Raw genomic sequence first — 26,461 nt, forward strand, 5'->3', positions numbered from 1 at the left:
GTACAACTCTTTGAGATAATATTAAAGTTTTAAATCGAATACGATGTATAAATTCATAACTTATTCGCTCATAGCGAGCATATGTCTTGCCTCTTGTGCGACAAAACAACAGCTAAATTCTAAGGTCGAGCAGGCCAGTACTTTTAATAAGGCTACCGTAGTCACAGCGCATCCTTTGGCTTCAGAAGTCGGCGTAAAGATTTTAAAACAAGGTGGAAATGCAATAGATGCTGCAGTTGCCGTGCAATTTGCTCTTGCAGTTGTTTATCCCAATGCAGGAAATATTGGCGGCGGCGGCTTTATGCTCTACCGCGATCATCGGGGTAATTTAGATGCCCTAGATTTTCGTGAGAAAGCTCCTCAAAAAGCATCCCGGGATATGTATCTCGATGCCCAAGGTAATGTTATTCCTGAGTTGAGCCTTTATAGTCAATTGGCCTCAGGCATCCCTGGGTCTGTTGCCGGTATGTGGGAAGCACACAGAAAGTATGGCAAGTTGCAATGGAAAGATCTCGTACTCCCAGCAATACAGCTAGCCAGAACAGGTTTTAAAATCAGTCAACGACAAGCTAATGAGTTTGAAAGCCATAAAGATCGTTTTGTCAAGCTGAATCCCTCTGGTGCTGCAATTATCAAAACCAAAGCTTGGAAAACAGGTGACCTATTTATCCAGGAGGAGCTAGCGAAAACGCTGGAAAGAATCGCAATAGAAGGGCGAGACGGCTTCTATAAAGGTAAAACGGCCGACTTAATTGTTGCCGAAATGGGCAAGGGGAAAGGCATTATTAACCATCAAGATCTACTGGATTATCAGGCACTTTGGCGTATCCCAATTTCCACAAATTATAGGGGCCACAAAGTTATTTCCATGCCGCCGCCTTCGAGTGGGGGAACATCTCTTTTGGCCCTGCTCAAATCAGTCGAACAGTTTCCACTTCAACGCTGGGGCTTTCAAACCGATTCAACCATTCGTGTCATGGTCGAAGCTGAACGTTATGTATATGCCAATCGGGCCAAATATTTAGGAGATCCTGATTTTATTAGGGTACCCGTCCAACAGCTTATTGACTCCAGCTCAAATGCACATAAACTCAATTCATTCAATTTCCGTAAAGCGACATTAAGCAAAGATGTCAATGCAGATGTCATTCCTGGCTATGAAAGTGAACAAACGACACATTTCAATATCGTAGACGAGCAAGGGAATGCAGTATCCATTACAACAACACTCAATGATTCTTATGGCTCGGGAGTATTTGTGGCCGGCGCAGGTTTTCTCCTAAACAATGAAATGGATGATTTCTCTGTGAAAACCGGTGTCCCAAACATGTATGGGCTTACAGGAGAAAAAGCGAACGAGATTCAGCCCGGCAAAAGAATGCTCAGCTCAATGACACCCACTATTGTAGAAAAAGATGGCAAACTATTCATGGTTGTGGGAACCCCGGGGGGATCAACTATCATTACCTCTGTTTTTCAGACTATCCTCAACGTTATTGACTTCCGACAAAATGCACAATCGGCAGTGAGCCTGCCAAGATTTCATCATCAATGGCTTCCTGATCGCATTGATGTCGAAAATAACGCTATCAATGCCAATTTACGTGGCCAATTAACAAAAGATGGCTATACGATAAATCCGAGAGGGGCAATCGGCCGTGTGGAGAATATACTTGTCTTACCAAATGGTAAATTACAGACAGGAGCCGATCCACGTGGAGACGATACAGCGAAAGGTTATTAGATTAAAAATGATTAAACTATTTGATGCAATCCCTATCTTACAAGAAATAACATATTATGATTCAAAGGAACTACAACAGGATTTTCAGAGCAACATTAGCGACCATATTTACGTTAATTTTATTTTCAAACTGCAAAATACTTCAAGGGCCTGATCTTACAAAGATACAAGTTGGTATGACCAAAGCACAAGTTATTCAAAAACTTGGAAAACCAGATGCTATTGTGGCTGCTAAGAAGTATCAGGAAGGCATCTTAGAAATATACGAATATAATACTCCTCAACTTGAAAATCCAGTAGATTCAGCCTCAGGATTGCGTCAATATTGGTTACATTTTTTTAATGACGAGCTGCAGGAATGGGGTACTAAACGTAATTATTCACCTCGAGAATACGATCATTATTACGAGAAATATAGAAGGCGTCATTAAGTACAAGGCATAAAAAAACCTGTTATCTAAGATAACAGGTTTTTTTTATAAGGATGAATCTTACATCATTCCACCCATACCGCCACCCATTGGAGGAGCACCAGCACCTACAGGGTTTTCTTCAGCTTCGTCAGCTAATACACACTCCGTAGTCAATAACATTGAAGCAACTGAAGCTGCATTTTCCAATGCTACACGAGATACTTTAGTTGGATCAATTACACCAGCAGCGATTAAGTTTTCGTAACGGTCTGTACGCGCGTTGTAACCGAAATCTGCAGTTCCTTCTTTCACTTTTTGAACGATCACAGCGCCTTCGATACCTGCATTATTACAAATTTGACGCAAAGGCTCTTCAATAGCACGTTTGATGATATCAATACCGATTTGCTCATCTTCGTTTTCACCTTTAAGGTTTAATAAAGCCTCTGTAGCGCGAATGAAAGCAACACCACCACCAGCGATAATACCCTCTTCAACAGCAGCACGAGTTGCATGCAAAGCATCATCAACACGGTCTTTTTTCTCTTTCATTTCAACTTCAGTAGTCGCACCTACATACAATACAGCAACACCACCTGACAATTTAGCCAGACGCTCTTGTAATTTCTCACGATCGTAATCAGAAGTTGTTGTTTCAATCTGTGAACGGATTTGAGAAACACGCGCTTTGATGTCTTCTACATTACCTGCACCGTTGATGATTGTTGTATTATCTTTGTCAACTTGAACTTTCTCAGCTTGACCTAAATAAGATAATTCAGCATTTTCCAATTTGAAACCTCTTTCTTCTGAAATCACAGTACCACCTGTCAAGATAGCGATATCTTCCAACATAGCTTTACGACGGTCACCGAAACCTGGAGCTTTAACAGCTGCAACTTTCAACGAACCACGGATTTTATTAACAACTAATGTTGCCAATGCCTCACCATCTAAGTCCTCAGCAATGATCAATAATGGCTTGCCAGTTTGAACTTGTTTCTCCAAAATAGGCAACAATTCTTTCATGTTGCTGATTTTCTTGTCGTAGATCAAGATGTATGGGTTATCTAATTCTGCTTCCATTTTGTCAGAGTTTGTAACAAAATATGGAGACAAATAACCACGGTCAAATTGCATACCTTCTACAGTTTTTACTTCTGTTTCAGTACCTTTTGCTTCCTCAACAGTGATAACACCATCGTTACCTACTTTTTCCATAGCTTGAGCAATCAAAGCACCAATTACTTCGTCGTTGTTCGCTGAAATAGTAGCAACTTGTTTGATTTTGTTGTTGTCTTGACCAACTTCTTGAGACTGAGATTTCAAGTTTGCAACAACAGTTACAACAGCTTTATCAATACCACGTTTTAGATCCATTGGATTAGCCCCTGCAGCCACAGATTTGATACCTGGAGCAACAATTGCCTGTGCTAATACAGTAGCAGTCGTAGTACCATCACCAGCTTGATCAGCTGTTTTGGAAGCTACTTCTTTTACCATTTGTGCACCCATATTTTCTAAAGCGTCTTTCAATTCGATTTCTTTCGCTACCGAAACACCATCTTTAGTAATTACTGGAGCACCAAATTTCTTCTCAATAATTACGTTACGTCCTTTAGGACCCAATGTTACTTTAACTGCATTAGCTAAAGTATCTACACCTTTTTTAAGGGCCTCGCGAGCCTCAACGTTATATTTTACTTGTTTTGCCATTTTTATATGAGTATTTAGTATTTCTAAGAAGCATAATTAGGCATTGAAATAGAACCGTAAACCAATTTTATCTTTTAATACGTCTAATTTTAAAGCTTCACTAAAATAACCTATTGAATTCTTATTTGAGCCAGCAAGCTCCTTTTTAAATAACCTGTTCGTATTAATTAGATAACAGCGTAAATATCAGACTCACGCATAATTAAGTACTCTTTTCCTTCATAAGTGATTTCAGTACCTGCGTATTTTCCATACAATACTTTATCACCAACTTTAACAGTTAACGGCTCGTCAACTTTACCTGTACCTACAGCAACTACTGTACCTTGAGATGGTTTTTCTTTCGCTGTATCGGGAATATATAACCCTGAAGCTGTTTTTTCTTCTGCAGGAGCAGCTTCTACTACTACTCTATCTCCGATAGGTTTGATACTTAATGCCATAATTAATTTACTTTTTATCTGTTATTGAATTTATTTTAATGTTATAATCGTTATAAACACATCATCTTTTATGCCAATTGTAAATAAGACAGCTTATAAGACAATTTTTCACAGAAAAGATAATATCGCCATCGACAAAAATTCATTTTGCTGTCACACTGTCATTCCCGGTCTGCCAGTCTTACTTCCGCCGACCGCCATCCCTATAAATTTAACGGTACATGCCTACCTTAGACAAAATACCCAACATAAAAAAGCCCCGTCTGTAAAAACAAACGGGGCTCATAATTTTTTACTGACAACTATTTCTTAGCTTCTTCTACCGGTTTTGTTGTCGGTGTAGCCGCTGGGGCCTTTTCTTGCGATTGAACCGGAGCAGCTTGCTCTTGTCCCGCCGGAGCACCAGCAGGTTGTTGTCCTGTACCCAAGTTCAATGGACCTTGTTGTTTAGGTGCTTCGATTTGACCTCCCAACCCACCTTTAGATGTACTTGGAGACGTACCAATAACATTTACACCTAAGCTAAATACCATAATGGCAATAACCATGATCCAGGTACCTTTTTCCAAAAAGTCACCCGTACGTTTTACTCCCATAAGATTCGTTCCACCGGAAAAACCAGATGACAAACCTCCTCCTTTTGGATTTTGGATTAAAACCAAAAACGCTAAAATAATACTAGCTAATATGATTAGACCGATTAATAATCCTTGCATCTCTTTATGTTATTAATTTAATTTCTTTTCTAATTCTGTTATGCGTGCCGCAAAGTAAGCATTTTTTTCTGGATATTTCAAAACTAATTTTTTGTAAACCTCTATTGCTTTTGGATATAAGCCTTGCTCTATATAGATCTTTGCAAGTGTTTCGGTAACAAGAGAATGTTGATCTTCTGAACTTTTCCTAGCTTTATTCTCCAAGTCTAATTTTTCCGCTTGCAAAGGCTGAATCATAGGTTCCTCACGAATAAACTTCTCGATCACCTCGTCAGTTTTACGCGGTATTTGAAAAGAGATTGTCGTTTTAACCTCATCACTCAACTTTGCTTCAGGCGATTGTAAATGAAAGATATTCTCCCGGATCTGTTGATCGAGTAACTGAGTATCCAGTTTCTCATGAATTTTAGCAATATCGTCATTGGAGGGTGTCATTGGGCCTAATGGAGATTTAACATAAGGCTGATAGGTATCAGCATATTCTAATCTCGTCTTATGCAACCACCATAAGAAACTGTATGGCATGGTATCATCATCATAGACCGAAACACGCTCTTGACCATCATCCATTATATCGGCAACAGATTCCGCTAGAACAGGTGCTACTAGTGGAGGCTCCTCTGAATCGGCAATAATTTCTTGCTGCTGATCGTTTGACCGAAAATAATCTTTTGCAACCCCTGCTTGAATCAAACGATCCAATTCATCAACCTCTACCTTGGATAAAACTGGTTCAGCCACCATTTCGCTCACAGCTTCAATTTCGACAATCGCATCATCGTCGCGAAGTGCTCCATCCACCGGGAAATCATCTGAAGGCATTATTGCATCAGGTTCTGCCGCTGATTTACAATGCATAAATTCATACAACCAACTCGGAGAAGATGCATAGAGCAAAGTAGACGATAAATTCTGAACTGAACTATGCTTGCCAAAAACTTTACGTTCATAAACGAATCGCAGGCTTTGGGCATAAGGGTATTTTTCAATCAATGCTAAAACAACATCTTCCGCCACAGTGTCCGGATGATTGATTGCTTGAAAAAAAAGCTCGTTATTGGATAATGATATATTAAGATTCATCTTGGAAATAGAATTACCAATTAGCAAACGCTTTATTGTATATATCCTCAGTTAACATTTGAATAATTTCTTTACCCAAGGTCTCTTCTTGTGCACTCTGAAGATTTCCTGCAAACTCTTTAAATCGCGTAAAAGGCTGTTCAAAATCATCCTTCGGATTAATTTTATTATGATAGGTAACCTTGATTGTAATAGTCAATCTATTCATAGCTGCACGATCTGTCCCGGCTTCAACAGCTGCTGGACTTATCGAATACTCTGTAATAAATCCCTCAAAGGTAGCATCACCGTCTTGATTCACCTGACTCAATCGAGATTGGTTACGGATACGCTCTTTCAGTGCCTCCGTAAAATTCTGACTTAAGGTCGGATAAACCAAAGGAGCTATATTTTCGAAATATTGAATATTGACTGTTTTCATTCCCTCAGGAATGGATCCACCAGTAAATCCATATTTTACCCCACAACTATTCATTACAAACAAAAAGATTGTGGTGAGAAAAGCATATAAAATTTTTCTTGACAACATCTGTAAACCTTAATCTAAATTTAAGTCTTTAATTTTTCTGTACAACGTTCTTTCAGAAATTCCCAACTCCTGCGCAGCAGCTTTACGTTTACCACGGTGCTTTTTTAGTGCTTTCTTGATCAGATCAGACTCTTTATCAACAAGCGATAAAGATTCCTCAACTTCTTGAGCATCCTGCAGATATTCATCTTGTGCAACAGGACTTTTTAATACATTTGTCGTATTTGCCGGAGAATGTATAGTTAGTGTTGGGGTCGTATTATAATTTTCTGGATCTGCTTTCAATTGTGGTTCAATCTCCTGATACAATTGATTAATGTAGGGAGAATTTTGATCAAATGTGCTAGAATCGACACCTTTCTGAATTAATTCAACCACCAGTTTTTTCAGATCAACCATATCCTTCTTCATATCAAATAAGACCTTATACAGCAAATCTCTTTCTGAGAAATCCTCTTTTCCACCATTATTTGAAGGAACTACCGCCGGCAAACTCGTTCGGGATTCATTGGGCAGATAATTTTGAAGTATATATGCATCAACAATGCGTTCTTTCTCCAAAACAGCGATTTGTTCCGCAACATTTTTCAGTTGACGCACGTTTCCGGGCCAGCTATAGTTGCGTAGCATATTCTGTGCATCTTCTGTCAATTGAACCCCAGGTGTACGGTATTTCTCAGAAAAGTCCACAATAAACTTGCGAAATAATAAGTTGATATCTTCAGGTCTTTCACGTAAAGACGGTACACGCAACGGCACAGTATTTAAGCGATAATAAAGATCTTCGCGAAATTTACCTTTTTGTACGGCTTCAAACACATTCACATTTGTCGCAGCAACCACCCGCACATTTGTCTTCTGTACCTTGGATGACCCTACCCGTATATACTCACCTGACTCCAATACACGTAATAATCTTGCTTGTGTACCCAAAGGCAACTCACCTACTTCATCCAGAAAGATTGTTCCACCATCAACGACTTCAAAATATCCCTTTCTGGCTTCGTGGGCACCCGTAAAAGAGCCTTTTTCGTGACCAAACAACTCGGAGTCAATGGTCCCCTCTGGTATAGCTCCACAATTGACCGCAATAAAAGGGCCATGCTTACGGGAGCTCAATTGATGGATAATATGCGAAAAAACTTCTTTACCACTCCCACTTTCACCCTGTATTAATACGGAGATATCAGTTGGAGCCACTTGTCGTGCAATATCAATAGCACGGTTCAACAAAGGCGAATTACCGATAATTCCAAATCTATTCTTTATATCTTGGTTATCCATAAATTTCCAGTTGGAAATAAAACAATCTAAGTTTTCTTAATCAACAATCTTTCCCAATAATGTCGCAGAAGTACATGACTCGATAAGTACATTCACATAGTCACCTTGTTTAAATCGAGGATCGATTGGAAATACCACCAATGCATTTTGATCATTACGACCACAAAAATCGAACTCAGACCTTTTTGAAAATCCCTCAACAAGCACTTTACAAACTTTGCCAACAAAATGTTGATAACGATATAAGCTATGATCGCGCTGTTTATTGATAACTTCTGTTAAACGACGTTTTTTCACCTCCTCCGGAATATCATCTGCATATCTTTTTGCAGCCAAAGTACCTGGCCTTTCTGAGTAAGCAAACATATAGGCGAAATCGTATTTGACATAATCCATCATAGACAATGTTTCTTGATGTTCCTCTTCTGTTTCAGTACAGAAACCTGTAATAACATCGGTAGAAATAGCACATTCAGGAATAATACGACGGATGGCATCCACACGTTCCATATACCATTCACGGTCATATGTACGGTTCATCAGTTCCAATACGCGGGAATTTCCAGATTGAACTGGTAAATGAATATAATTACAGATGTTTTCATGCGAAGCTATTGCATATAAAACTTCATCTGTAATATCTTTTGGATGGGAAGTAGAGAAGCGAATACGTAAAAGCGGGCTGATTTCAGCAACCATCGTAAGTAGAGACGCAAAAGTTACTGTCTCAGTTTGCTCTTCACCTTCGGTGACAGGAACGCTATATTTATACGAATCCACATTTTGCCCCAACAACGTAACCTCCTTATAGCCTGCATTGAAAAGATCTTGGGCCTCCTTCAGGATAGATTGTGGATCACGGCTACGTTCACGTCCGCGTGTGAAAGGAACAACACAGAAAGAACACATATTGTCGCAGCCACGCATAATCGAAATAAAAGCTGTTACGCCATTTGAATTCAAACGGACTGGATTAATATCGGCATACGTTTCCTCTCTAGATAACAAAACGTTTACAGCTTTAGCTCCATCGTCAACCTTATCAATCAAATTTGGTAGATCGCGATAAGCATCTGGCCCTACAACGACATCAACCAATTTTTCTTCCTCTAGGAATTTCGATTTCAAACGCTCCGCCATACACCCCAGCACACCAACGATCATTCCGGGATTTTTTGCTTTAGCAGCTTCAAATTCCTTTAGACGATTGCGCACACGCTGTTCTGCATTTTCGCGGATTGAACAGGTATTAATAAAAACCACATCAGCTTCCTGATAATTCTTAGTTGTTTCAAATCCCTTATCCAACAAAATAGAAGCAACAATCTCACTATCCGAAAAATTCATCTGGCAACCGTAACTTTCAATATACAGTTTGCGTCCATTACTTAAAATCGGATCCTGTTCTAATAATAATGCCTCACCCTGACGAGATTCGTCGTGTTCCTTAGTGGTATGTGTTAAATCTAGCATAGCTCGATATTCAATAGAATATAATTTTTATTATTTTCGATGGCGTAACCAATGCAATGACCGATCTTTTTGCTGATCTGATTTTATGCCCTTAGTTATTTCAAAGACTACAAAGTTAGAAATTTAAATCCATATAATGACAGTTTGGCAGACAGAAATATGGTTTATGCTTTGTCAAATTTCACAAAAAAAGCGTCGATTAAATCAACGCTTTCTTATGATTCAAGATCAATAGATTTGTTTCAGGAGAATATTCCTGAAAATGCTTACTGACCTGCTTGTTGTTTTGCTTCTTTCTTCATTTGATCACCTGCAACAATAACGATTTCAACACGACGGTTTTGAGCACGTCCTGCTTCCGTATCGTTACTTGCAATTGGTTCAGAGAAGTTTCTACCTTCAGTTCTAATACGCGAAGACGCTAAGCCTTTAGATACCGCAAATGCACGTACAGAATTTGCGCGGTCCAAAGACACTTTTTCATTTGCAGCCAACGTACCTACATTATCTGTGTGCCCGATAACCAAGATTTCAGTACCTTGTTCCTTGTTCAACGTTGCTACTAAATTTGCGATATTATCTTTAGCTGACGCTTTTAAATCTGATTTATTGAAGTCAAATAAAATACCTGAATCAAACTTAACCACGATACCTTCCGCAGATTGCGTAACTTCAGCTCCTTCAACAGTTTTAGAAATCTCAGCAGCTTGCTTATCCATTTTTTTACCGATCAATACACCCGCAGCTCCACCAATGGCAGCACCCGCTAATGTACCAATAGCCGTATTACCAGCTTTGCCACCGATCAATGCCCCTAAAGCACCTCCGGCAACACCACCGATTACTCCGCCTTTAGTCGTATTATTTGTATTTTGGATGGTAGAACAACTTCCAAATAACATAGCTGAGGTTGCAACTGTCAAACCTAATACAGCTAATTTTCTATTCATTTTCATATGTATGCTATCTAAGACTTTTAATATTCCAATTAAATACCGCTCTACTAAAATCAAACAAAGTGCCAAAAGATATATTTACCAACTTTTTTGTTACAAAACACTAAAAAAGGCTTTTGAAACTTCCAAAAATGACGTTGATACGCTACAAAATTTTAAATCACCTTTTCCTACTCTTACAAACAGCTAACAGTAACAAAAGCAAAATGTTTTTATTTTTCTTGGGTCTTTACTTCAATATCAGGTAAAAGAGCCCCTTTAGGCCTTCCCTTTGCATTAAAGTCGTCCATAGATTGTTGTACGTAATGCATCAAATCATACTGTCCCCAATGCTCAGCCAGATCAAAAGATGGACGGTAACGTATCATAAAAGCATCTAATTCTGTACTATCCAGCTTCGTCAGATTTTTAACGGCTTCACGAGAGAAAATACGATCAACTTGTAATTCATCCTTCTCTTTGTCCATAAATCGTCCAAAGCGTTTCGCATTCTTGGCTTCCCTTCCAAAAAGATTATAAAGGGCGGTTGCAGGACTACCCAGGTAAGTTCCAAACTTATTTTTACCCCCATTATAAACACCCTTTTTAGCGTAATTATTCATGGCATCATTTAATTCGGCCTCCTTCGTTTTTCGTTCAACGATGACGGTCTCCAATCGTATCCCTTCTTGCAATTCCACATAAAACTCATTCAGGTTGGTCAGCACGGTTTTAACAGGTGAATACCCGACTTTGGTAAAAGACAGGGAATCTCCTACCGATGCATCAATCGTAAAAACACCAAAAGAGTTGCTCAACGTTGATCTGTGCGTGCGCATATTAAGCACCACAGCATCTCCAATGCGATTACCGTTCCCCTTTTGCAGTACCATCCCCGAAACCTTCTGCAGTTGTTGCGCAGTAGCTCCGAAATAGGTAAATAACAGCAAAAAAAGCCCTAATATATGTATCTGTATTATTTTCATCCTATTATCTCTCTTCAATTACCCCAATTGGTTTCAGTGCGATTGTAATTATCAACAATTTCATTGGGTCAAACATTCAATTCCGTAAGGAACAGCCTATAATTTATTTCAATCTTATTAATTCCCAGCTACACCTAACCTACTTTGCTAAAAGTAGTAATAGTTTGACACTTGTATTGTTAAAAAAGTTTAAATATTCTTTGTTTATCATTTGTATGGATAAAAAACAAAATTAGCCCCTTCAGCAACTACAACAAACAAGCACATATAGTCTTTCGCAGGCTTATAGTTCTGAATAAAAGACGCTTTACGATCTTCTTGAATAATATCCATTTCTACAAACTCTTCCAATGTAGAGGCGTTTATGCTCCATTTCGTCTCCAATTCCTTGCGATCTAGTATCACTTCGCCAACGGAAACTTCATGCTGATGTGCGACAAAAATTGGGTAGTCAGAATAACCTTCTTCAACAATCTCCAGCGCTACTTCGCGGATTGATTCACTATAAAAATCGAGATCTACCTGCAGACTCTTTAATGGACTTTGCTCTGTAGACGGCGCATTTTCTTCTCTTGCAGATCCTGCAAACAAATCTTCTACTTCCATACTGTATGCTATTACTTCTTTAACTCCAATAAAACCACATTTTCAACGTGTTGGGTATGCGGGAACATATCTACTGGCTTGATGCGTTTCACTTCATATTTTTCGCCCAACAACACCAAATCGCGTGCCTGTGTAGCAGCATTACAACTGACATACACAATACGCGGAGATTCCATTTCTAACAAACGAGCTACAACGTCAGCGTGCATTCCTGCACGTGGTGGATCGGTAATCACCACATCTGGTTTACCGTGTTCGGCGATAAAGGAAGGGGTCAACACATCTTTCATATCTCCAGCATAGAACTTTGTATTCGTAATATCATTGATCGACGAATTGACTTTAGCGTCCTCAATGGCGGTAGGGACATACTCTACACCAACAACTTCTCTTGCCTTCTTAGCGACAAAGTTTGCAATTGTACCTGCTCCTGTATACAAGTCATATACCAACTCATCCCCCTTTAAATTGGCAAAGTCACGTGTGATTTTATACAGCTCATACGCTTGCGCAGAGTTTGTTTGATAGAACGACTTAGGCCCTACTTTGTAACGCAAACCCTCCATCTCCTCATAGATAAAATCACGACCGGCATACACATGAATATCCTGGTCGAAGATTGTATCATTGCGTTTCTGGTTTACGATATATAACAGAGAAGCGACTTGCGGAAACTTTTCTTTAACAAATTCCATCAACAACTCAACCTGTCCTTCTTCCGGATATGCAAACACAACGATCACCATCATCTCCCCGGTTGAAGAAATACGGATAATCAAATTGCGCAATACACCTGCGTGCTCACGCAGATCGTAGAACGTCATACCTTGACTAAGAGCAAAATCACGAATGCTATTACGAACTTCATTTGAAGGATCTTCTTGCAAAAAACAATGATCGATATCTAAAATCTTATCAAAACGTCCAGGCACGTGAAAACCCAGTGCGTTCATTTCTAATTGGGACGAATCTTCATCAACAGAAGTCAACCATTTTTTGTTTGAAAAAGTATATTCTAATTTATTTCTGTAATATTCTGTTTGCACAGAGCCTAAAATACTTTCCATCGCAGAAGTATCTACTTTCCCAATACGCGACAGCGCATTATCGACAGATTGTTGCTTAAATTTTAACTGAGCATCATAGGTCATATGCTGCCACTTACATCCACCACACACTCCAAAATGTGCACAAAACGGATCTACGCGATAAGATGAAGCCTCTTTTAAACTGGTTACCCGAGCTTCCGCAAAATTCTTTTTCTTGCGCATAAGCTCCACGTCAACAACATCACCAGGAACAGCTTTTTCTACAAACAAAACCAAATCTTCGGTTTTTCCAACACCTCTACCCTCTTCGGCAATATCAATGATGGCAATATCTTTCAAGAACTTTTTATCTTGCGGAATTCTTCTACTCATAGGGTGCAAAAATACAAATTTATACCGATTTTCCATCTGCATAAATTATTTATAGGCATTGATTATCACTGGTATAAACGGGTTCTTAACAGGCTCGTAACTTCGTAAAGGAAACAATGGGACAAAGGAATATGAGCAAAAGCAACTCCCCTACAAGAGAATCATAAGAAAAGAGAGCTATACTCAAAAGATGGCGCCGCGATTTGGGCAGAGATGAAAGGCTTAGGATAATTTTACTGAACTGTTGCCTGAACAAGATAAGGAAGGATCTCTTTCTGAAACGAAATAAAGTTTTTTCGTACATCGGCATCTGAGACGGCCGTAAAAGCAAAAGAAAACACAATGCTTTTACTGGACTTGATCAAAAAGGTCAGCTTTTCTTCGCTAATCGCTTCATTTATTTTTTCATTCTGAATGAATGTGCTTAGGAGCAAAAACTCCAAATCTTCAGAAAGCGTTTTTAAATATTCTTGTGCGTTCGCAGATTCCCGGATAAACTCCCAACCGATCAATTCATTGCAAGCCGTATAAGTCAGTCGGCTTACCCGCAAAATTGTTGAAGCCAAAAACGAAGCCATATCATCTTCATATTTGGTTGTTTTCAAAATATCCTGCAGACTCGCACGAAGATAATCCATAAGAATGGCATGCAAGATCATCTCTTTACTATCAAAATACTTGTACACCGTCGCCTTCGCAATCTTAGCTTTTTTTGCCAATGTGTTTACACTGGTTTTATGGTAGCCATTTTGACGAAAGAGCTCACGTGCTGTTCTTTTTATGGATTCAATAATATAATCTGGTTCCATATACGTTAGATCGTACGAATGTTGAAAGTCATCTACAAAGCTTAAAGACCAAAAAGCATCACATTATTCTCTTGCCTAGTTATCGTAGAGAATAATGTGATGCCACAATCTTTACAATGATTAATTTATATTAATTCAGTCTCAAATTGAGACAAGAAACGTGTGTCATTTTCTGAGAAAAGACGTAGGTCTTTAATCACATATTTAAGGTTTGTGATACGTTCTATTCCCATACCAAAAGCAAAACCCGAATATTTTTTACTATCGATACCACAGTTATCAAGCACGTTAGGATCGACCATACCGCAGCCTAAAATTTCTACCCAGCCAGAGTACTTACACAAGTTACACCCTGCCCCTTTACAGATTGTACAGGAGATATCCATTTCTGCCGAAGGTTCAGTGAAAGGAAAATAGGATGGACGGAAACGTACTTTGGTACCTTCGCCATACATCTCTTGAACAAAATGATATAAAGTTTGTTTCAAATCCGCAAAAGAAACATTTTCATCTACATATAAACCTTCTACTTGATGAAAGAAACAGTGTGCACGTGCTGATATAGCTTCATTTCTATAAACACGTCCAGGCATTATTGCACGAAACGGTGGTTTACCGGCTTCCATTAAACGCACCTGAACCGAAGAGGTATGCGTTCTCAATGTAATGTCATTACCTTCTTGTTTTTTGATAAAGAAAGTATCTTGCATATCACGCGCAGGATGTTCCGGCGGAAAATTCAACGCAGAAAAATTATGCCAGTCATCTTCAATTTCCGGCCCTTCTGACACAATAAAACCCAATTTCTTGAAAATTTCAACAATTTCTTTACGAACTAAAGAGATTGGATGTCTAGACCCCAGTTGAAAACCTTGACCAGGCAATGTTAAATCACTCGCTAATTCCTGGGATTTTTGCTTATCACCAGACCCGAACTTTTCTTGTGCTTCTTTGAATGTATTTTCTGCTAACTGCTTAAATTCATTCAACACTTTTCCCAAAGTACGTTTCTCTTCAGGCGTAACTGTTTTGAATTCATCAAAAAGATTTTTCACAATCCCTTTGGAAACCAAAAACTTCAATCTGAAATTTTCTACATCGGCTGAAGAAGTTGGCACAAATGCCTTAATCTCTTCAGTATACTGCGTAATTCTATCTTGCAACATAATTAGAGCAAACATAGCCAAAATTTCCGCTAAAAAGAAATTTTGAACTTCGACTGAGCATCATAAAAAAACACGCAACAGAAACAGCATACTCGCTTGGGAGAAAGCTATCAGATTTCAACCCCCAAAATACGAATAAAACAAAAGAGCAGGCATAGTTGCCTGCTCTTTTGTTTTTCGATGATTTTACTATATTTACTATACATGTAAAGTTTTTACATAATCTCAAATTCTTCCGCTTAAAATGGTAATGGATTATCCTCCTGATCATTCTCCGTAAAATCGACCTCCACTTCCTTATCTTCGACTTTTTGCGCTTGTGTGTTTGCTGTATTACCAGCACTTACACCTGCATTCGGCTCAAAATCCGATTTACGGCCTAAAAGCGTAAAAGTTTCAGCGACAACCTCGGTAGCATATCGTCTAATACCTTCCTTATCCTCATAAGTACGAGTCCGCAGCCGACCTTCAATATAAACTAACTTCCCCTTTGTTAGATATTTTACAGCCACGTCAGCCAGACCTCGCCACATAACAATATTGTGCCATTCGGTTTGTTCTACTCTTTTTCCGTCTTTGTTATACGTTTCTGATGTTGCCAATGGAAAACTGGCAACAGAGACATTGCCTTCTAAATAGCGAATTTCGGGATCTTTTCCAAGATGTCCCACTAAAATGACTTTGTTAACTCCTGACATAATTTAAAAGCATAAATGGTTAAAAATTTGATCTTTCCAAAAAGGTAAAGATCAACTTGTGTTTAGCTAATTTATCTAAATCTTTTAGAAATACATAATCCCAATTGGATTTTTTTTGAATTAGATCGCCTTTTAACCGCACCTCAAAAAATGTCGCATAAATATTCTGATGACTCAAGATATGTTTTGTCTGCTGCTGTAAAACATGCAGCTCTGCATCGGAGCCGAAACAGGAAATAAACCACTCATCGCTAAGAACATCCGGAATTGACAAGCTGTAATTAGACTCCAAAAGTGGAAACTCATATAGATTCTGCCAAACGTCACCTTCACCGCGTTTAGACATCAGTATCCGATCGTTGTCCTTCAAGATAAAATAATTAAAGTATCTATCTTTGCTTGCCTTGGCTTTAAGCTTTACAGGCAATTGATCTACCTGGCCTTTAGATAACGCATAACAGGAAGGACGAAACATACAGAATTCACATAAAGGCAGCTTGGGCTTACAATGGGTAGCACCAAAATCCATTATCGCCTGATTATACAATGCCGGGTGTTTAGGATCAAGATTTTCTTTGGCTATAGCTGTAAAAATCTTCTTTCCTTCCGTAGAATTGATAGGTGTTTCTATGCCATAGTATCGCGCCAATACACGAAACACATTTCCATCCAATACCGCCTGGGCTTCATCGTTCGCAAAAGAGGATATCGCCGCAGCAGTATACTCTCCTATTCCAGGAAGCGTTATTAATGTTTGATAATCTACCGGAAAAACACCCTGATACTGATCGCGAACTATTCGCGCGGCCTTATGCATATTCCGGCCTCTAGAATAGTAACCCAGACCTTGCCAAAGATGGAGAATATCATCTTCTTCTGCATTCGCAAATTCCACAACATTCTTAAATCGCTCGACAAAACGTTCATAATAGGGCAAACCCTGTTCGACACGAGTCTGTTGCAGAATAATTTCAGAAAGCCATATTTTGTAGGCATCTTTTGTTTCTCGCCACGGTAGATCTCGCTTATGTTGTCGATACCATACTTGCAATTCCTCGCCAAATTTCATAGCGACAAAAATGCGTAATTTTTCGCTAATACCAACATTCCATCATTCGAGGATAGGTCTACGAATGTAGGTAATCTGTTCATCAGGTTCTAAAATCGTATTTTCCAATGTGATAAAGCCCTTATATTTTTCCTTTAGCGCCTGATAGAGACGTCCATCATAAGAAACAGCAAATCGCCCATCGGCTTTGAGATAAACCGGCAAATGTCGATTGCCCACGTCGAAGCAGAACTCGCCCACAACAGATAGATTCTGACTATCCAACAATACACAAAGACAAGGTAAAATGTTGACCTGGATAAATAAATCACCGCGATGATAAATACACTGCCCTGAACGCAATGCGCTGCTATCATCACGCTGTATGCGCACTAGATTACCCTTTCTTGTTTTCCGCTGGATAACGCGCTTATTTACTTCATAATAGGAAAGATCCAAAATATCTGAATCGCGGCCCAGCTTCAATTTGTCAAAATCAGGGATAACATCAATCCATATCTCGTCGTGCAGGTTTCCCTTATGCATAGTTAGTTCCTTCCACCACTACAGCATCCACCAACTCCCGCTTACTTTTTCGACGAGGTTTTCTGTGTTCAATGACGGTGATTTCCTGCGCCTTCGATTTCTCATCTTCGGCTATAGCTTCAACTGTTGTGTCTTCCTTCTTTTCAGAAAGCTTATGTTTTGTAAAATCCCAACACAATTGCCCCAACATATGTAAAAAGTCATAAAGCAACTCTCCATCAGTACCCAAAGCACGTAGGATAACCACATCTTTTGAAGCCTGCGTAAAGCCGTAAGAGATGTCATTGTATTCAACAGTTAGGATTTCATCCAATTCATATTTTAATTCTTGCGCAAAAAGAGCCGAGAACACAAAAGTTGCCTGATGGGTGTATCCCTCAAAAAATAACATCTTCTGTATCGGCTGACTTTTGGGACGCAAAAGCTGATTGTCAATAAAGGACAGTTTACCTTGTCTAAAAATCTTGGTTTGGGTATGCAGGCTACCAAACTCAAAAGCTTCTTTCATGTGGATTCTTCCCACACTAATAATGTCCCCCCACATCAAAACTGCATCTTCAGCCAAGTGAATATGATTGCTTGCCTTAAAAATAGAATCCTTAAACGGCGTTACTGGATGTGGAATGTAATGAAACAGGCCTCCGGCATCCACATGCACGTCCGTATGTTGTCTTGCTCCGGTTTTCATGGGATGAAGCTTATTGAATGACTGTGTAAAAAGTTTCAATTGTGCATCTTTTTTCACATGAACATCAATGTGCAAATAATCCGTATCCATAATACCAGGCGATGCACTCATGATGATCATTTCCAAATGATTGGTCAATCCTGACGCGCCATAATGCGTTAGTTTATAAGGTGCATTATGATAACTTTCCTTCAATCTACTTCTGCCGTCCTCTTTGGCAACATTTAATACGATTTTGCTATCCATATACGATAAATTTTAACCTACGGGCTCCAACAAAGCATACTTTTTGATCCATGATTTCACATCTTCTAAACCTTCTAAAGTCATTAAGTTTGTAAAAATAAATGGTCGTTCACCGCGCATGCGGATTGTATCCTGGCGCATAACTTCCAAGTCGGCATTTACATAAGGAGCAAGGTCTATTTTATTGATCAACAACAAATCCGAGCGCGTAATACCTGGCCCACCTTTACGCGGCATTTTCTCTCCTTCAGCAACATCGAGAACAAATATGGTCAGATCGGCTAGATCCGGACTAAAAGTCGCCGTCAGGTTATCGCCCCCACTTTCAACAAAAATCAGTTCCACATCCGCAAAACGATTCGCTAATTCTTCTACAGCTTCAATGTTCATCGAAGCATCTTCACGGATAGCCGTATGCGGACAGCCCCCTGTTTCAACACCAATAATACGTTCAGCGGGCAGGGCCGAATTCTGTTGTAGATACATAGCGTCCTCACGCGTATAAATATCATTTGTTACGACACAGATACTATAATCTGCCGACATCGAACGTGTCAACCGTTCAATAAGTGCCGTCTTGCCAGAGCCCACAGGACCAGCAACACCAATTTTCACGTAATTTCTCTTAGACATCTTTTATTTCAGTTATTTTTACGAAATGTAAATTCTCGTGTATAATTTTTCATGTTGCATGCATCGAATATCCTGAGCGATACAACAATTTCCGATCAGATCATCATCCAGTTCGGGCTGTAATCCAACCAATTTATTAATCAAGGGCTGTAGTTTAAACAAAATCTGCTGTGCATCCATTTGGCTAATTGGAACCAGTTTGGCACAATTTGTCATAATACCATTCAAAGAATTATAATAAAAAGCACTCAGTGCGTCTGCATAACTAATTTCCTGCGCATGGGCAAACATGGCAAATGCCATCGCATAGTGACCATGCAATTCTTGCGCATTTATCGCCTTTAGATAAGCCGAACAACGCTTGACCGGTTTTAACTTTTCTGTCAATTTTAAAAACCGTATTCCCAATTTCTTACTGGCATCCCGAATCTCATAAGGGGCTTTGAAAGCGGTTATCAATGCATCCAGTTCAGCGATCTTTTTCCTAGTTGCTCTTGATTCACACAATTGCCAGGCCTTATGAAAAAAAGCGGCATCGTTGTAATAGAAACTATGCTCCAATAAAGTCTGTGCATATTCTTTTGCAGTTTTAGCATCATGTACAATCTCTTTATTGATATAAGTTTCCAAGCCATAGGAATGTGTGAAGCCTCCAATCGGAAATACAGAATCATTAATCTGCATTAATGTCAACAATGGATTCATATGTAATCGTTATTAATTAAGTATTAGAGCCCATTGGCCAAGGTAATTTTGTGCTGGACTACGGCATACTGATGTATGCGTAACGTATGGGTTCTTTCAATCACCCGTAGTTCTTTCGTCGGTGTAAAACCTGCCCTTTCTAAGGTTTCCCAAAGGGGATTTTCATAGGCTGCAATAATTTCATGTGCAGCGTTGATGAAAACAGGGATATGTTTGTTGCCAATTTCGAGACATATCCGAGCCATATCCAAGAGGTTTTTGGGACGTACAACAAGGCAAGGACAGGGCAATATTCGAACAGCAATGCGCAGTTCCTTTGTTTCGAACAAAATATCACCGTCAAACAAGGATTCCGTCCCCAAATTTTTAAAGCCTATTTCACGGCCTTCAACAGTGAACCCTCGGATAATACGTCTTTCCGTATCAAACCATTCGAGTTCCAAAAAATCAAGTTCAACACCGTTCTGATCTGTGCTATCGGCCCAAATATTCCCCTTAATGTCTCTTGCTAACAACATAAATAACCAATTAGAATAAGAAGTACCGTTGGGCCATTGGAAGTTCCTTCAATGGTTCACAGGTCGCCAACACACCATCGACTGTTACTTCATAGGTTTCTGGATTAACGACGATATTTGGTGTTGCATGATTATGGACCATATCTTTTTTCATCACCGTACGACATCCCTCCACAGGCAGGCATTTACGCGACAAATTCAATTTTTGAATATTTCCGTTCTCCAAAGAAATTTTCGAAACGAAATTGAAGCATAGTTTTGAAACTGCTTTACCATAATTCCCAAACATTGGCCTATAAATGATTGGCTGTGGTGTCGGAATTGACGCATTGGCATCCCCCATTTTAGCGCCCAAAATCATACCGGCTTTGATGATCAACTCGGGTTTTACACCAAATAATTCTGGTTTCCAAAGGATCAAATCTGCATACTTTCCTTTTTCAATCGAACCAATATATTGGTCAATACCATGTGCTTTAGCAGGGTTGATGGTAAATTTAGACACATAACGTTTGACACGGAAGTTATCATTTTCTTTGCCTTGATCTTCAGCTAAAGGGCCGCGTTGGATTTTCATCTTATGGGCGGTTTGGAATGTACGGGAAATGACCTCTCCCACACGTCCCATCGCTTGGCTATCCGAACTCATAATTGAAAATACGCCCATGTCTTGCAAAATATCCTCGGCAGCAATTGTCTGTGGACGGATACGTGAATCAGCAAATGCCACATCTTCTTTCACATTTTTATCCAAGTGATGGCAGACCATCAGCATGTCCAAGTGTTCTTCAGCAGTATTTACCGTAAAAGGTTTTGTTGGATTGGTAGATGCAGGGAGGATATTGGGATACATGGCGATCTTAATAATATCCGGAGCGTGTCCACCGCCGGCTCCTTCCGTGTGAAAAGTATGGATTACACGACCATCTATCGCAGCAACAGTATCTTCCAAGAAACCGGCCTCATTCAGTGTGTCGGTATGGATCGCAACTTGTACATCGTATTTATCAGCAACTTTCAATGCCGCATCAATTGTTGCCGGAGTCGCTCCCCAATCTTCATGGATTTTCACGCCCAGTGCACCAGCTTCAATTTGTTCTTCGATAGGTTTAGTGGTCGATACGTTACCTTTTCCGAAAAAACCAACATTGATAGGAAGGTTTTCAAAAGCTTCAAACATACGCTCGATATACCACTTTCCTGAAGTCACTGTCGTTGCCAGTGTTCCATCTGCTGGTCCCGCACCGCCGCCAATAAAAGTAGTTACACCAGAATATAGCGCTGTTTCAATCTGTTGCGGCGAGATAAAGTGAATGTGCGTATCAATACCGCCTGCAGTTAGGATATAGCCCGCTCCCCCATGAACTTCCGTAGAAGCACCGATGATCATGCCCTCGGTTACACCATCCTGTACATCTGGGTTTCCAGCTTTACCAATACCTACAATTTTACCATCCTTAATACCGATATCGCCTTTTACAATACCCCAGTGATCAATGATAATGACATTAGTGATGCAAAAATCCAACACACCCTCATCACGCAAGGCACGAGCAGATTGCCCCATACCATCACGAATAGTTTTACCGCCACCAAATTTGTTCTCTTCTCCGTAAACATTGAAATCTTTTTCAATTTCAATAAAAAGCTCTGTATCTGCCAGACGAACCTTATCTCCAGTGGTCGGTCCAAAAAGAGCCGCATATTTGTCTCTCGGGATATAAAGTTCCCCATCAACATATTTTACAGATGATTTATCTAAACCTAGTTTATCTAAACCAAGCGCATGTAGACCAACAGTAGTACCCAAAGTAGTGAGCCCTACAACTTTAATCCATTCGCGTCTATTCCATCCTCCCATATTTATTTAGATTGTCTGAATTTCAATTTTTTCATTTTATCAATGGCTTTGGTCTTCACCGATTGATCTGTATACTTCCCATTTGTCAATCCATTAAAACCGTGGATTTCCTTACTTCCGCCAAATTCAACCAGAACAACTGATTTTTGTTCCCCTGGTTCAAAACGAACAGCGGTGCTGGCTGGAATATTCAAGCGCATCCCAAACGCTTTCTCCCTGTCGAAGGAAAGCAACTTGTTCGCTTCAAAGAAATGATAGTGTGAACCTACCTGAATCGGTCGATCACCTTCATTTTTCACAACAATGCTTGTGGTTCTGTGCCCAACATTAGCTTTGATTTCCTCTTTTTTTAAAATGTATTCTCCTGGAATCATATCATTCAATATTTATTAACGAATAGGATCATGGACAGTCACCAATTTAGTTCCGTCCGGAAAAGTAACTTCGATCTGTACATCATGGATCATCTCGGGGACTCCTTCCATGACTTGGCTCCTCTTCAATAAGGTAGTACCATAAGACATTAAGTCCGCCACAGACCTTCCGTCCCTAGCCTCCTCCATAATCTGGGCACTGATGTAAGCGATACACTCTGGATAATTTAATTTTACCCCGCGTTTCAATCGCTTAGCCGCCAATTCGCCGGCCAAATGCAACAACAGCTTTTCTGTTTCTCTCGGTGTTAAACGCATAAAAAAATAATTATTTGTTAATTTGTTAAAGAAATTATTATAAAACTGGAATGGTAAAATATGCCCCAAAGGCTAAGCGGTTGTACTGACTCTTGGCCATATCCATATAGCCCTTATAGTTTACGGTGTTACCAACGTAACCTAAATAAAACCGAAGATCCTGGTTGTGAAACGGCTTATGTTGCAAAGCCGCAAAATAGGTCCAGTTTTGGCGAAAATTCTTACCGAGTTGGTTATCATCTCTCGATCCCGCGATCTCATACCCACCTTTCAAAGCAACCTCCCATTTTTTACTCAAAAATTGATCATAGCGCAATATGGCAGAGCTGTAGTTCACATCTTTGGCCAATACACGGTTCTCGCCAGTTCTACCATAAAATTCGTTGATCGCCGAAGATGCAATCATCGCATGATCGACAGCAAGATAAGAGTACTGTAAATCAAGATATAGCATCTGTTTTGCTGTTTTGAATTTATTCGCTAATGAAACGGCATGATTAGTATGTCCCTTTGCAAACTGAGAGATGTTGTAAGACCATTTCGTATTAAAACGCTTATCCATAAATGCACCCACCCAAGTGAAATAGGCTCCCATTGGTACACTAGAGCGTTCCAAATCACCTACAGCAAAACCATTTTTTGCATGAAGCTCCATAAAACTATCATTGGTCGTGTTGTAAACTTGGGCATGTAACGAATGATTCGGGTTGACTTCATAAGATAACATTCCACCGACAACAAAGAGATTCAGTATACGGTCGACATAGTCTGTGAACTTATATTCGTAAATTGGGTTATTTTCAAATTCATAACTCCCGACCATCGCACTTTGCTTGCCGGCCGTAACGGACCATTTGAGATCCTTGCCAAACTTGTACTTGATCAATGCCATGTCCAAGGCTCTGGATCCATTATCCTGACTCGTTGGAGCAAATGACCGATTCAAGCGAAAACGTACTTTATACGACAGTCTATCATTGTATTCCCCGCTCATCAAAATACGGGCATCATCAAGGTTTGCTTTTGCTTGAGACGCCCCCTCCCCATTGTCCGTTTGCAGGCCTGCTCTTAACAGGACATCCAATTGAAATGATTTTGCTCTCGCGGGTTCTTTCAGTAACAAGCTGCTCCTTTGCGCCTGAACAGAGTCCGTTTGGATCTGCTCCTGCGCATGCAATGATGCTATGCCAATCCCCAGTGTTGTAAAAAGTGAAAGTGTTTTTTTCATCCTTATATCTTGTTCCTTTATGGTAACGAAGCAATCCCGCGGTTTCAAAACATAATTCGATTCGAAACAACAAGATAGATCCATGAGTTATACTTATCTCTGGTACAAGTATATCACAGCCACCTAAAAATGGAATAAGGATGAGATTAAAATGAAATTAGAGAGGAGTTTTTGGGATTGTAACAACGACCAAAGTGCCTTGACCTTCCGTTGAATTGAGGAACAATTCAGCACCATGGAGGTCAAAGATATTTTTGGCTAAAACAAGCCCCAAACCATTGCCATAGATGTCACCTACATTAGAAGCACGGTAAAAAGAGGTAAAAATATGTGGCTGGTCTTTTTTAGGAATACCTATCCCTTGGTCAAACACTTTTATCGTAATATTTTTGCTATCGCTACTTATGGCTACGCCAACCTGCAGTCCATTGCCGTACTTAAATGCATTTGAAATAATATTGCTAAAGGCAATAAAAAACAGATCCGGGTTCGCCAAAACCGTAAGTTCATCACTATCTTCTGGAATTTCTGTTAGATCAAAAGAAAGCTTGAGGTCCTTATGAATACTTTTTTCGGCTTTATAAATTTCATAGAGTAACTCGTCAATTCGAATAATTTCTTTATTGTCCACTTCCCCCTTGAAGCCCATGCGGGATAGTTGCAAAAGATTGTTGATAATCAACTCCATTTTATCCGCATATTTCGCGATAGTCTCCAGGGAATAGTAGGCTTCATGCTCTTTCGACAGGAGCTGTTGTGCCAATTCGGCTTCTCCCCCAATAATTGTAAGTGGGGTCTTTAGCGAATGAGAGGCATTTCCAATAAAACTCTGTTGCGACTGAACCGAGATATCCAATCGGCTAAGCATTGAATTTAAGTTCGCAATCAAAACACCCAATTCATCTTTGCTATTGCTAAATTTACTAAACAGGCGATGGTCTAAATGTGCGATATCAACTTTATCTAAATCATTGTTGATATCCTTAATGGGTTTCAATAATCGGTCAGCAAAGTAAAAAGACATCAGTACAATTAAAAAAATCGCCAAAATCCCACCTGTGATCAGGGTACGATCCAATTGACGCTGTTCATCATGGCCGTAATCATCAATACCTTCCGATACAACAATCAAATTTTCCTGGTGAAGATGATCCTGAAAGAATACCGCTACAAAGGCAGTCTTACCATGCATATATCTTCCCTTTCCATGACGAATTACATCGGCATAGAATGTTTTTGGCATAGGCAGCTCAGGCCTCAATTGAACTCGATCACTTCCCTTAACAACACGAATGAGATGGTCTGTTCCTTCAGATAATTGTTTCAGGTATTTACGTTTTACCTGAATATAAAGCGCCCTATTTTCATCCTTCTGATGGACGATATGATCTCCGACAATCACGGCGTTCTCTTCTAGCCGATGAAAAAATTTGGTCTGTAGACTGTCGTACGTGAAATAAGACACATAAATGGCAAAAATAACAAGCAGCAGGGTGCTGATGATAGAAAATAGGAGAACTATTTTGGTCCTAATTTTCATGACGGATTACATAGCCCATCCCAATCACTGTATGGATAAGTTTACGTGAAAATTGTTTATCGATCTTTTTCCGAAGGTAATTCACATACACGTCAACAACATTGGTACTTAAGTCGACATCCATACCCCATACTTCTTCTAGGATATCGATCCGACTTAATACCTTATTTCGGTTGAGCATTAAAAATTCAAGTAAACGAAATTCAGTAGCTGTGAGAATAATAGGAGAATTGGCACGTTGAACCGATTTACTGTCTCTATCCAATTGAAGATCGTCAAATACCAATATATTTTTCTGCTCGGTAATGGTTTTGGATTTGCGGCTGTAGCGACTGATTCGAGCTTTTAATTCCTCTAAACGGAACGGCTTTGTCAAGTAATCATCCGCATCCCTGTCAAAGGCCTCGACAATGTCCTCCGTTTGATTTAATGCCGTTAAGATAATAATTGGGACTTCGTTGTTGGACATCCGAATGTTTTTACAGACATCTAAGCCATTCATACCAGGCAACATCACATCCAATAGGATCAGGTCATAACGGTTCAATCCCGCCATTTTTAGACCAGTATAACCATCCATAGCAATACTAATATGATAGCCTTCTTCTTTTAAGCCTCTTTCGATCAATGATATGACGGATGGTTCATCCTCTATTAGTAATAGTTCCACAGGTATCTTTTTTAAACAGTAAAAAATTCGAGGTTTGTAAAATACAAAATTAACATTTCACCTT

General features: G+C 39.6%; 28 protein-coding genes. 2 read left to right on the forward strand and 26 right to left on the reverse strand.

The features are described from left to right. Positions 1-43 precede the first annotated feature (43 nt). Positions 44-1,744: a gamma-glutamyltransferase gene (ggt, locus tag HS960_RS18685; protein ID WP_088160032.1), complete on the forward strand. Its 1,701-nt coding sequence runs from the start codon at positions 44-46 to the stop codon at positions 1,742-1,744. Between the two features lie 56 nt (positions 1,745-1,800). Further along, positions 1,801-2,175 carry a hypothetical protein gene (locus tag HS960_RS18690; protein WP_159731427.1) on the forward strand — a complete coding sequence of 125 codons (375 nt, stop codon included), beginning with the start codon at positions 1,801-1,803 and terminating at the stop codon, positions 2,173-2,175. Positions 2,176-2,235: 60 nt separating this feature from the next. Here HS960_RS18690 and groL read toward each other — a convergent pair whose 3' ends face one another. The 26 genes from groL to HS960_RS18820 form a co-directional block, all read right to left on the reverse strand. Continuing rightward, entirely contained in the window at positions 2,236-3,873 is a 1,638-nt protein-coding gene (groL, locus tag HS960_RS18695; protein WP_153844887.1) for a chaperonin GroEL, read from the reverse strand. Positions 3,874-4,040: 167 nt separating this feature from the next. Next, entirely contained in the window at positions 4,041-4,316 is a 276-nt protein-coding gene (locus HS960_RS18700; RefSeq protein ID WP_028070710.1) for a co-chaperone GroES, read from the reverse strand. 302 nt (positions 4,317-4,618) lie between these two features. Next, positions 4,619-5,032 (reverse strand): preprotein translocase subunit SecG, encoded by a 414-nt coding sequence (gene secG, locus HS960_RS18705; protein ID WP_159731429.1) that lies wholly within the window; start codon positions 5,030-5,032, stop codon positions 4,619-4,621. Between the two features lie 12 nt (positions 5,033-5,044). Beyond that, positions 5,045-6,115, reverse strand: coding sequence for a hypothetical protein (locus HS960_RS18710; protein WP_159731431.1), 1,071 nt, complete (start codon positions 6,113-6,115; stop codon positions 5,045-5,047). Between the two features lie 13 nt (positions 6,116-6,128). Next, the gene (locus tag HS960_RS18715) at positions 6,129-6,644 is read right to left on the reverse strand and encodes an LptE family protein (RefSeq protein ID WP_046674805.1); all 516 of its coding nucleotides are present in this window, start codon (positions 6,642-6,644) and stop codon (positions 6,129-6,131) included. Positions 6,645-6,653: 9 nt separating this feature from the next. Next, positions 6,654-7,928: a sigma-54 interaction domain-containing protein gene (locus HS960_RS18720; RefSeq protein ID WP_153844884.1), complete on the reverse strand. Its 1,275-nt coding sequence runs from the start codon at positions 7,926-7,928 to the stop codon at positions 6,654-6,656. 36 nt (positions 7,929-7,964) lie between these two features. Beyond that, positions 7,965-9,401 carry a tRNA (N6-isopentenyl adenosine(37)-C2)-methylthiotransferase MiaB gene (miaB, locus tag HS960_RS18725; RefSeq protein ID WP_153844883.1) on the reverse strand — a complete coding sequence of 479 codons (1,437 nt, stop codon included), beginning with the start codon at positions 9,399-9,401 and terminating at the stop codon, positions 7,965-7,967. Between the two features lie 266 nt (positions 9,402-9,667). Next, positions 9,668-10,351: an OmpA family protein gene (locus HS960_RS18730; RefSeq protein WP_394353570.1), complete on the reverse strand. Its 684-nt coding sequence runs from the start codon at positions 10,349-10,351 to the stop codon at positions 9,668-9,670. 218 nt (positions 10,352-10,569) lie between these two features. Then, a complete protein-coding gene (locus tag HS960_RS18735) occupies positions 10,570-11,322 on the reverse strand; it encodes a hypothetical protein (protein ID WP_153844882.1) in 753 nt (250 codons plus the stop codon). Positions 11,323-11,529: 207 nt separating this feature from the next. Beyond that, positions 11,530-11,928 carry a hypothetical protein gene (locus HS960_RS18740; RefSeq protein WP_182330336.1) on the reverse strand — a complete coding sequence of 133 codons (399 nt, stop codon included), beginning with the start codon at positions 11,926-11,928 and terminating at the stop codon, positions 11,530-11,532. A gap of 11 nt (positions 11,929-11,939) precedes the next feature. After that, on the reverse strand, positions 11,940-13,349 hold the full coding sequence (rlmD, locus tag HS960_RS18745; RefSeq protein WP_153844881.1) for a 23S rRNA (uracil(1939)-C(5))-methyltransferase RlmD: 1,410 nt from the start codon (positions 13,347-13,349) through the stop codon (positions 11,940-11,942). Between the two features lie 233 nt (positions 13,350-13,582). Then, positions 13,583-14,158, reverse strand: coding sequence for a TetR/AcrR family transcriptional regulator (locus HS960_RS18750; protein ID WP_046674798.1), 576 nt, complete (start codon positions 14,156-14,158; stop codon positions 13,583-13,585). A 125-nt stretch (positions 14,159-14,283) separates the two neighbouring features. Next, a complete protein-coding gene (gene pheS / locus HS960_RS18755; protein ID WP_153844880.1) occupies positions 14,284-15,324 on the reverse strand; it encodes a phenylalanine--tRNA ligase subunit alpha in 1,041 nt (346 codons plus the stop codon). A gap of 239 nt (positions 15,325-15,563) precedes the next feature. Further along, positions 15,564-16,022 (reverse strand): single-stranded DNA-binding protein, encoded by a 459-nt coding sequence (locus tag HS960_RS18760; RefSeq protein WP_046674796.1) that lies wholly within the window; start codon positions 16,020-16,022, stop codon positions 15,564-15,566. A 19-nt stretch (positions 16,023-16,041) separates the two neighbouring features. Then, the gene (gene mutY / locus HS960_RS18765; RefSeq protein WP_182330338.1) at positions 16,042-17,091 is read right to left on the reverse strand and encodes an A/G-specific adenine glycosylase; all 1,050 of its coding nucleotides are present in this window, start codon (positions 17,089-17,091) and stop codon (positions 16,042-16,044) included. A 42-nt stretch (positions 17,092-17,133) separates the two neighbouring features. Then, the gene (locus HS960_RS18770) at positions 17,134-17,616 is read right to left on the reverse strand and encodes an urease accessory protein UreE (protein ID WP_153844878.1); all 483 of its coding nucleotides are present in this window, start codon (positions 17,614-17,616) and stop codon (positions 17,134-17,136) included. Then, positions 17,609-18,550, reverse strand: coding sequence for an urease accessory protein UreD (locus HS960_RS18775; protein WP_153844877.1), 942 nt, complete (start codon positions 18,548-18,550; stop codon positions 17,609-17,611). The genes HS960_RS18770 and HS960_RS18775 overlap by 8 nt, the downstream gene beginning before the upstream one ends. Positions 18,551-18,562: 12 nt before the next feature. Beyond that, entirely contained in the window at positions 18,563-19,183 is a 621-nt protein-coding gene (gene ureG, locus HS960_RS18780) for an urease accessory protein UreG (protein ID WP_075990808.1), read from the reverse strand. A gap of 18 nt (positions 19,184-19,201) precedes the next feature. Then, positions 19,202-19,888, reverse strand: a complete 687-nt coding sequence (locus HS960_RS18785) for an urease accessory protein UreF (RefSeq protein ID WP_153844876.1) — start codon at positions 19,886-19,888, stop codon at positions 19,202-19,204. A 23-nt stretch (positions 19,889-19,911) separates the two neighbouring features. Beyond that, positions 19,912-20,406, reverse strand: a complete 495-nt coding sequence (locus tag HS960_RS18790) for an urease accessory protein UreE (RefSeq protein ID WP_153844875.1) — start codon at positions 20,404-20,406, stop codon at positions 19,912-19,914. A gap of 10 nt (positions 20,407-20,416) precedes the next feature. Beyond that, positions 20,417-22,267: an urease subunit alpha gene (ureC, locus tag HS960_RS18795; protein WP_088160014.1), complete on the reverse strand. Its 1,851-nt coding sequence runs from the start codon at positions 22,265-22,267 to the stop codon at positions 20,417-20,419. Positions 22,268-22,269: 2 nt separating this feature from the next. After that, positions 22,270-22,641 (reverse strand): urease subunit beta, encoded by a 372-nt coding sequence (ureB, locus tag HS960_RS18800; protein WP_075990804.1) that lies wholly within the window; start codon positions 22,639-22,641, stop codon positions 22,270-22,272. Between the two features lie 15 nt (positions 22,642-22,656). Continuing rightward, the gene (ureA, locus tag HS960_RS18805) at positions 22,657-22,959 is read right to left on the reverse strand and encodes an urease subunit gamma (protein WP_046674789.1); all 303 of its coding nucleotides are present in this window, start codon (positions 22,957-22,959) and stop codon (positions 22,657-22,659) included. 37 nt (positions 22,960-22,996) lie between these two features. After that, positions 22,997-24,187: a porin gene (locus HS960_RS18810; protein ID WP_153844874.1), complete on the reverse strand. Its 1,191-nt coding sequence runs from the start codon at positions 24,185-24,187 to the stop codon at positions 22,997-22,999. 157 nt (positions 24,188-24,344) lie between these two features. Then, a complete protein-coding gene (locus HS960_RS18815) occupies positions 24,345-25,727 on the reverse strand; it encodes a sensor histidine kinase (RefSeq protein WP_088160012.1) in 1,383 nt (460 codons plus the stop codon). Next, positions 25,717-26,397 (reverse strand): response regulator transcription factor, encoded by a 681-nt coding sequence (locus HS960_RS18820; protein ID WP_088160011.1) that lies wholly within the window; start codon positions 26,395-26,397, stop codon positions 25,717-25,719. The genes HS960_RS18815 and HS960_RS18820 overlap by 11 nt, the downstream gene beginning before the upstream one ends. Between the last annotated feature and the right edge of the window lie 64 nt (positions 26,398-26,461).

Source organism: Sphingobacterium paramultivorum, assembly GCF_014109745.1.
Taxonomy (GTDB): domain Bacteria; phylum Bacteroidota; class Bacteroidia; order Sphingobacteriales; family Sphingobacteriaceae; genus Sphingobacterium; species Sphingobacterium paramultivorum.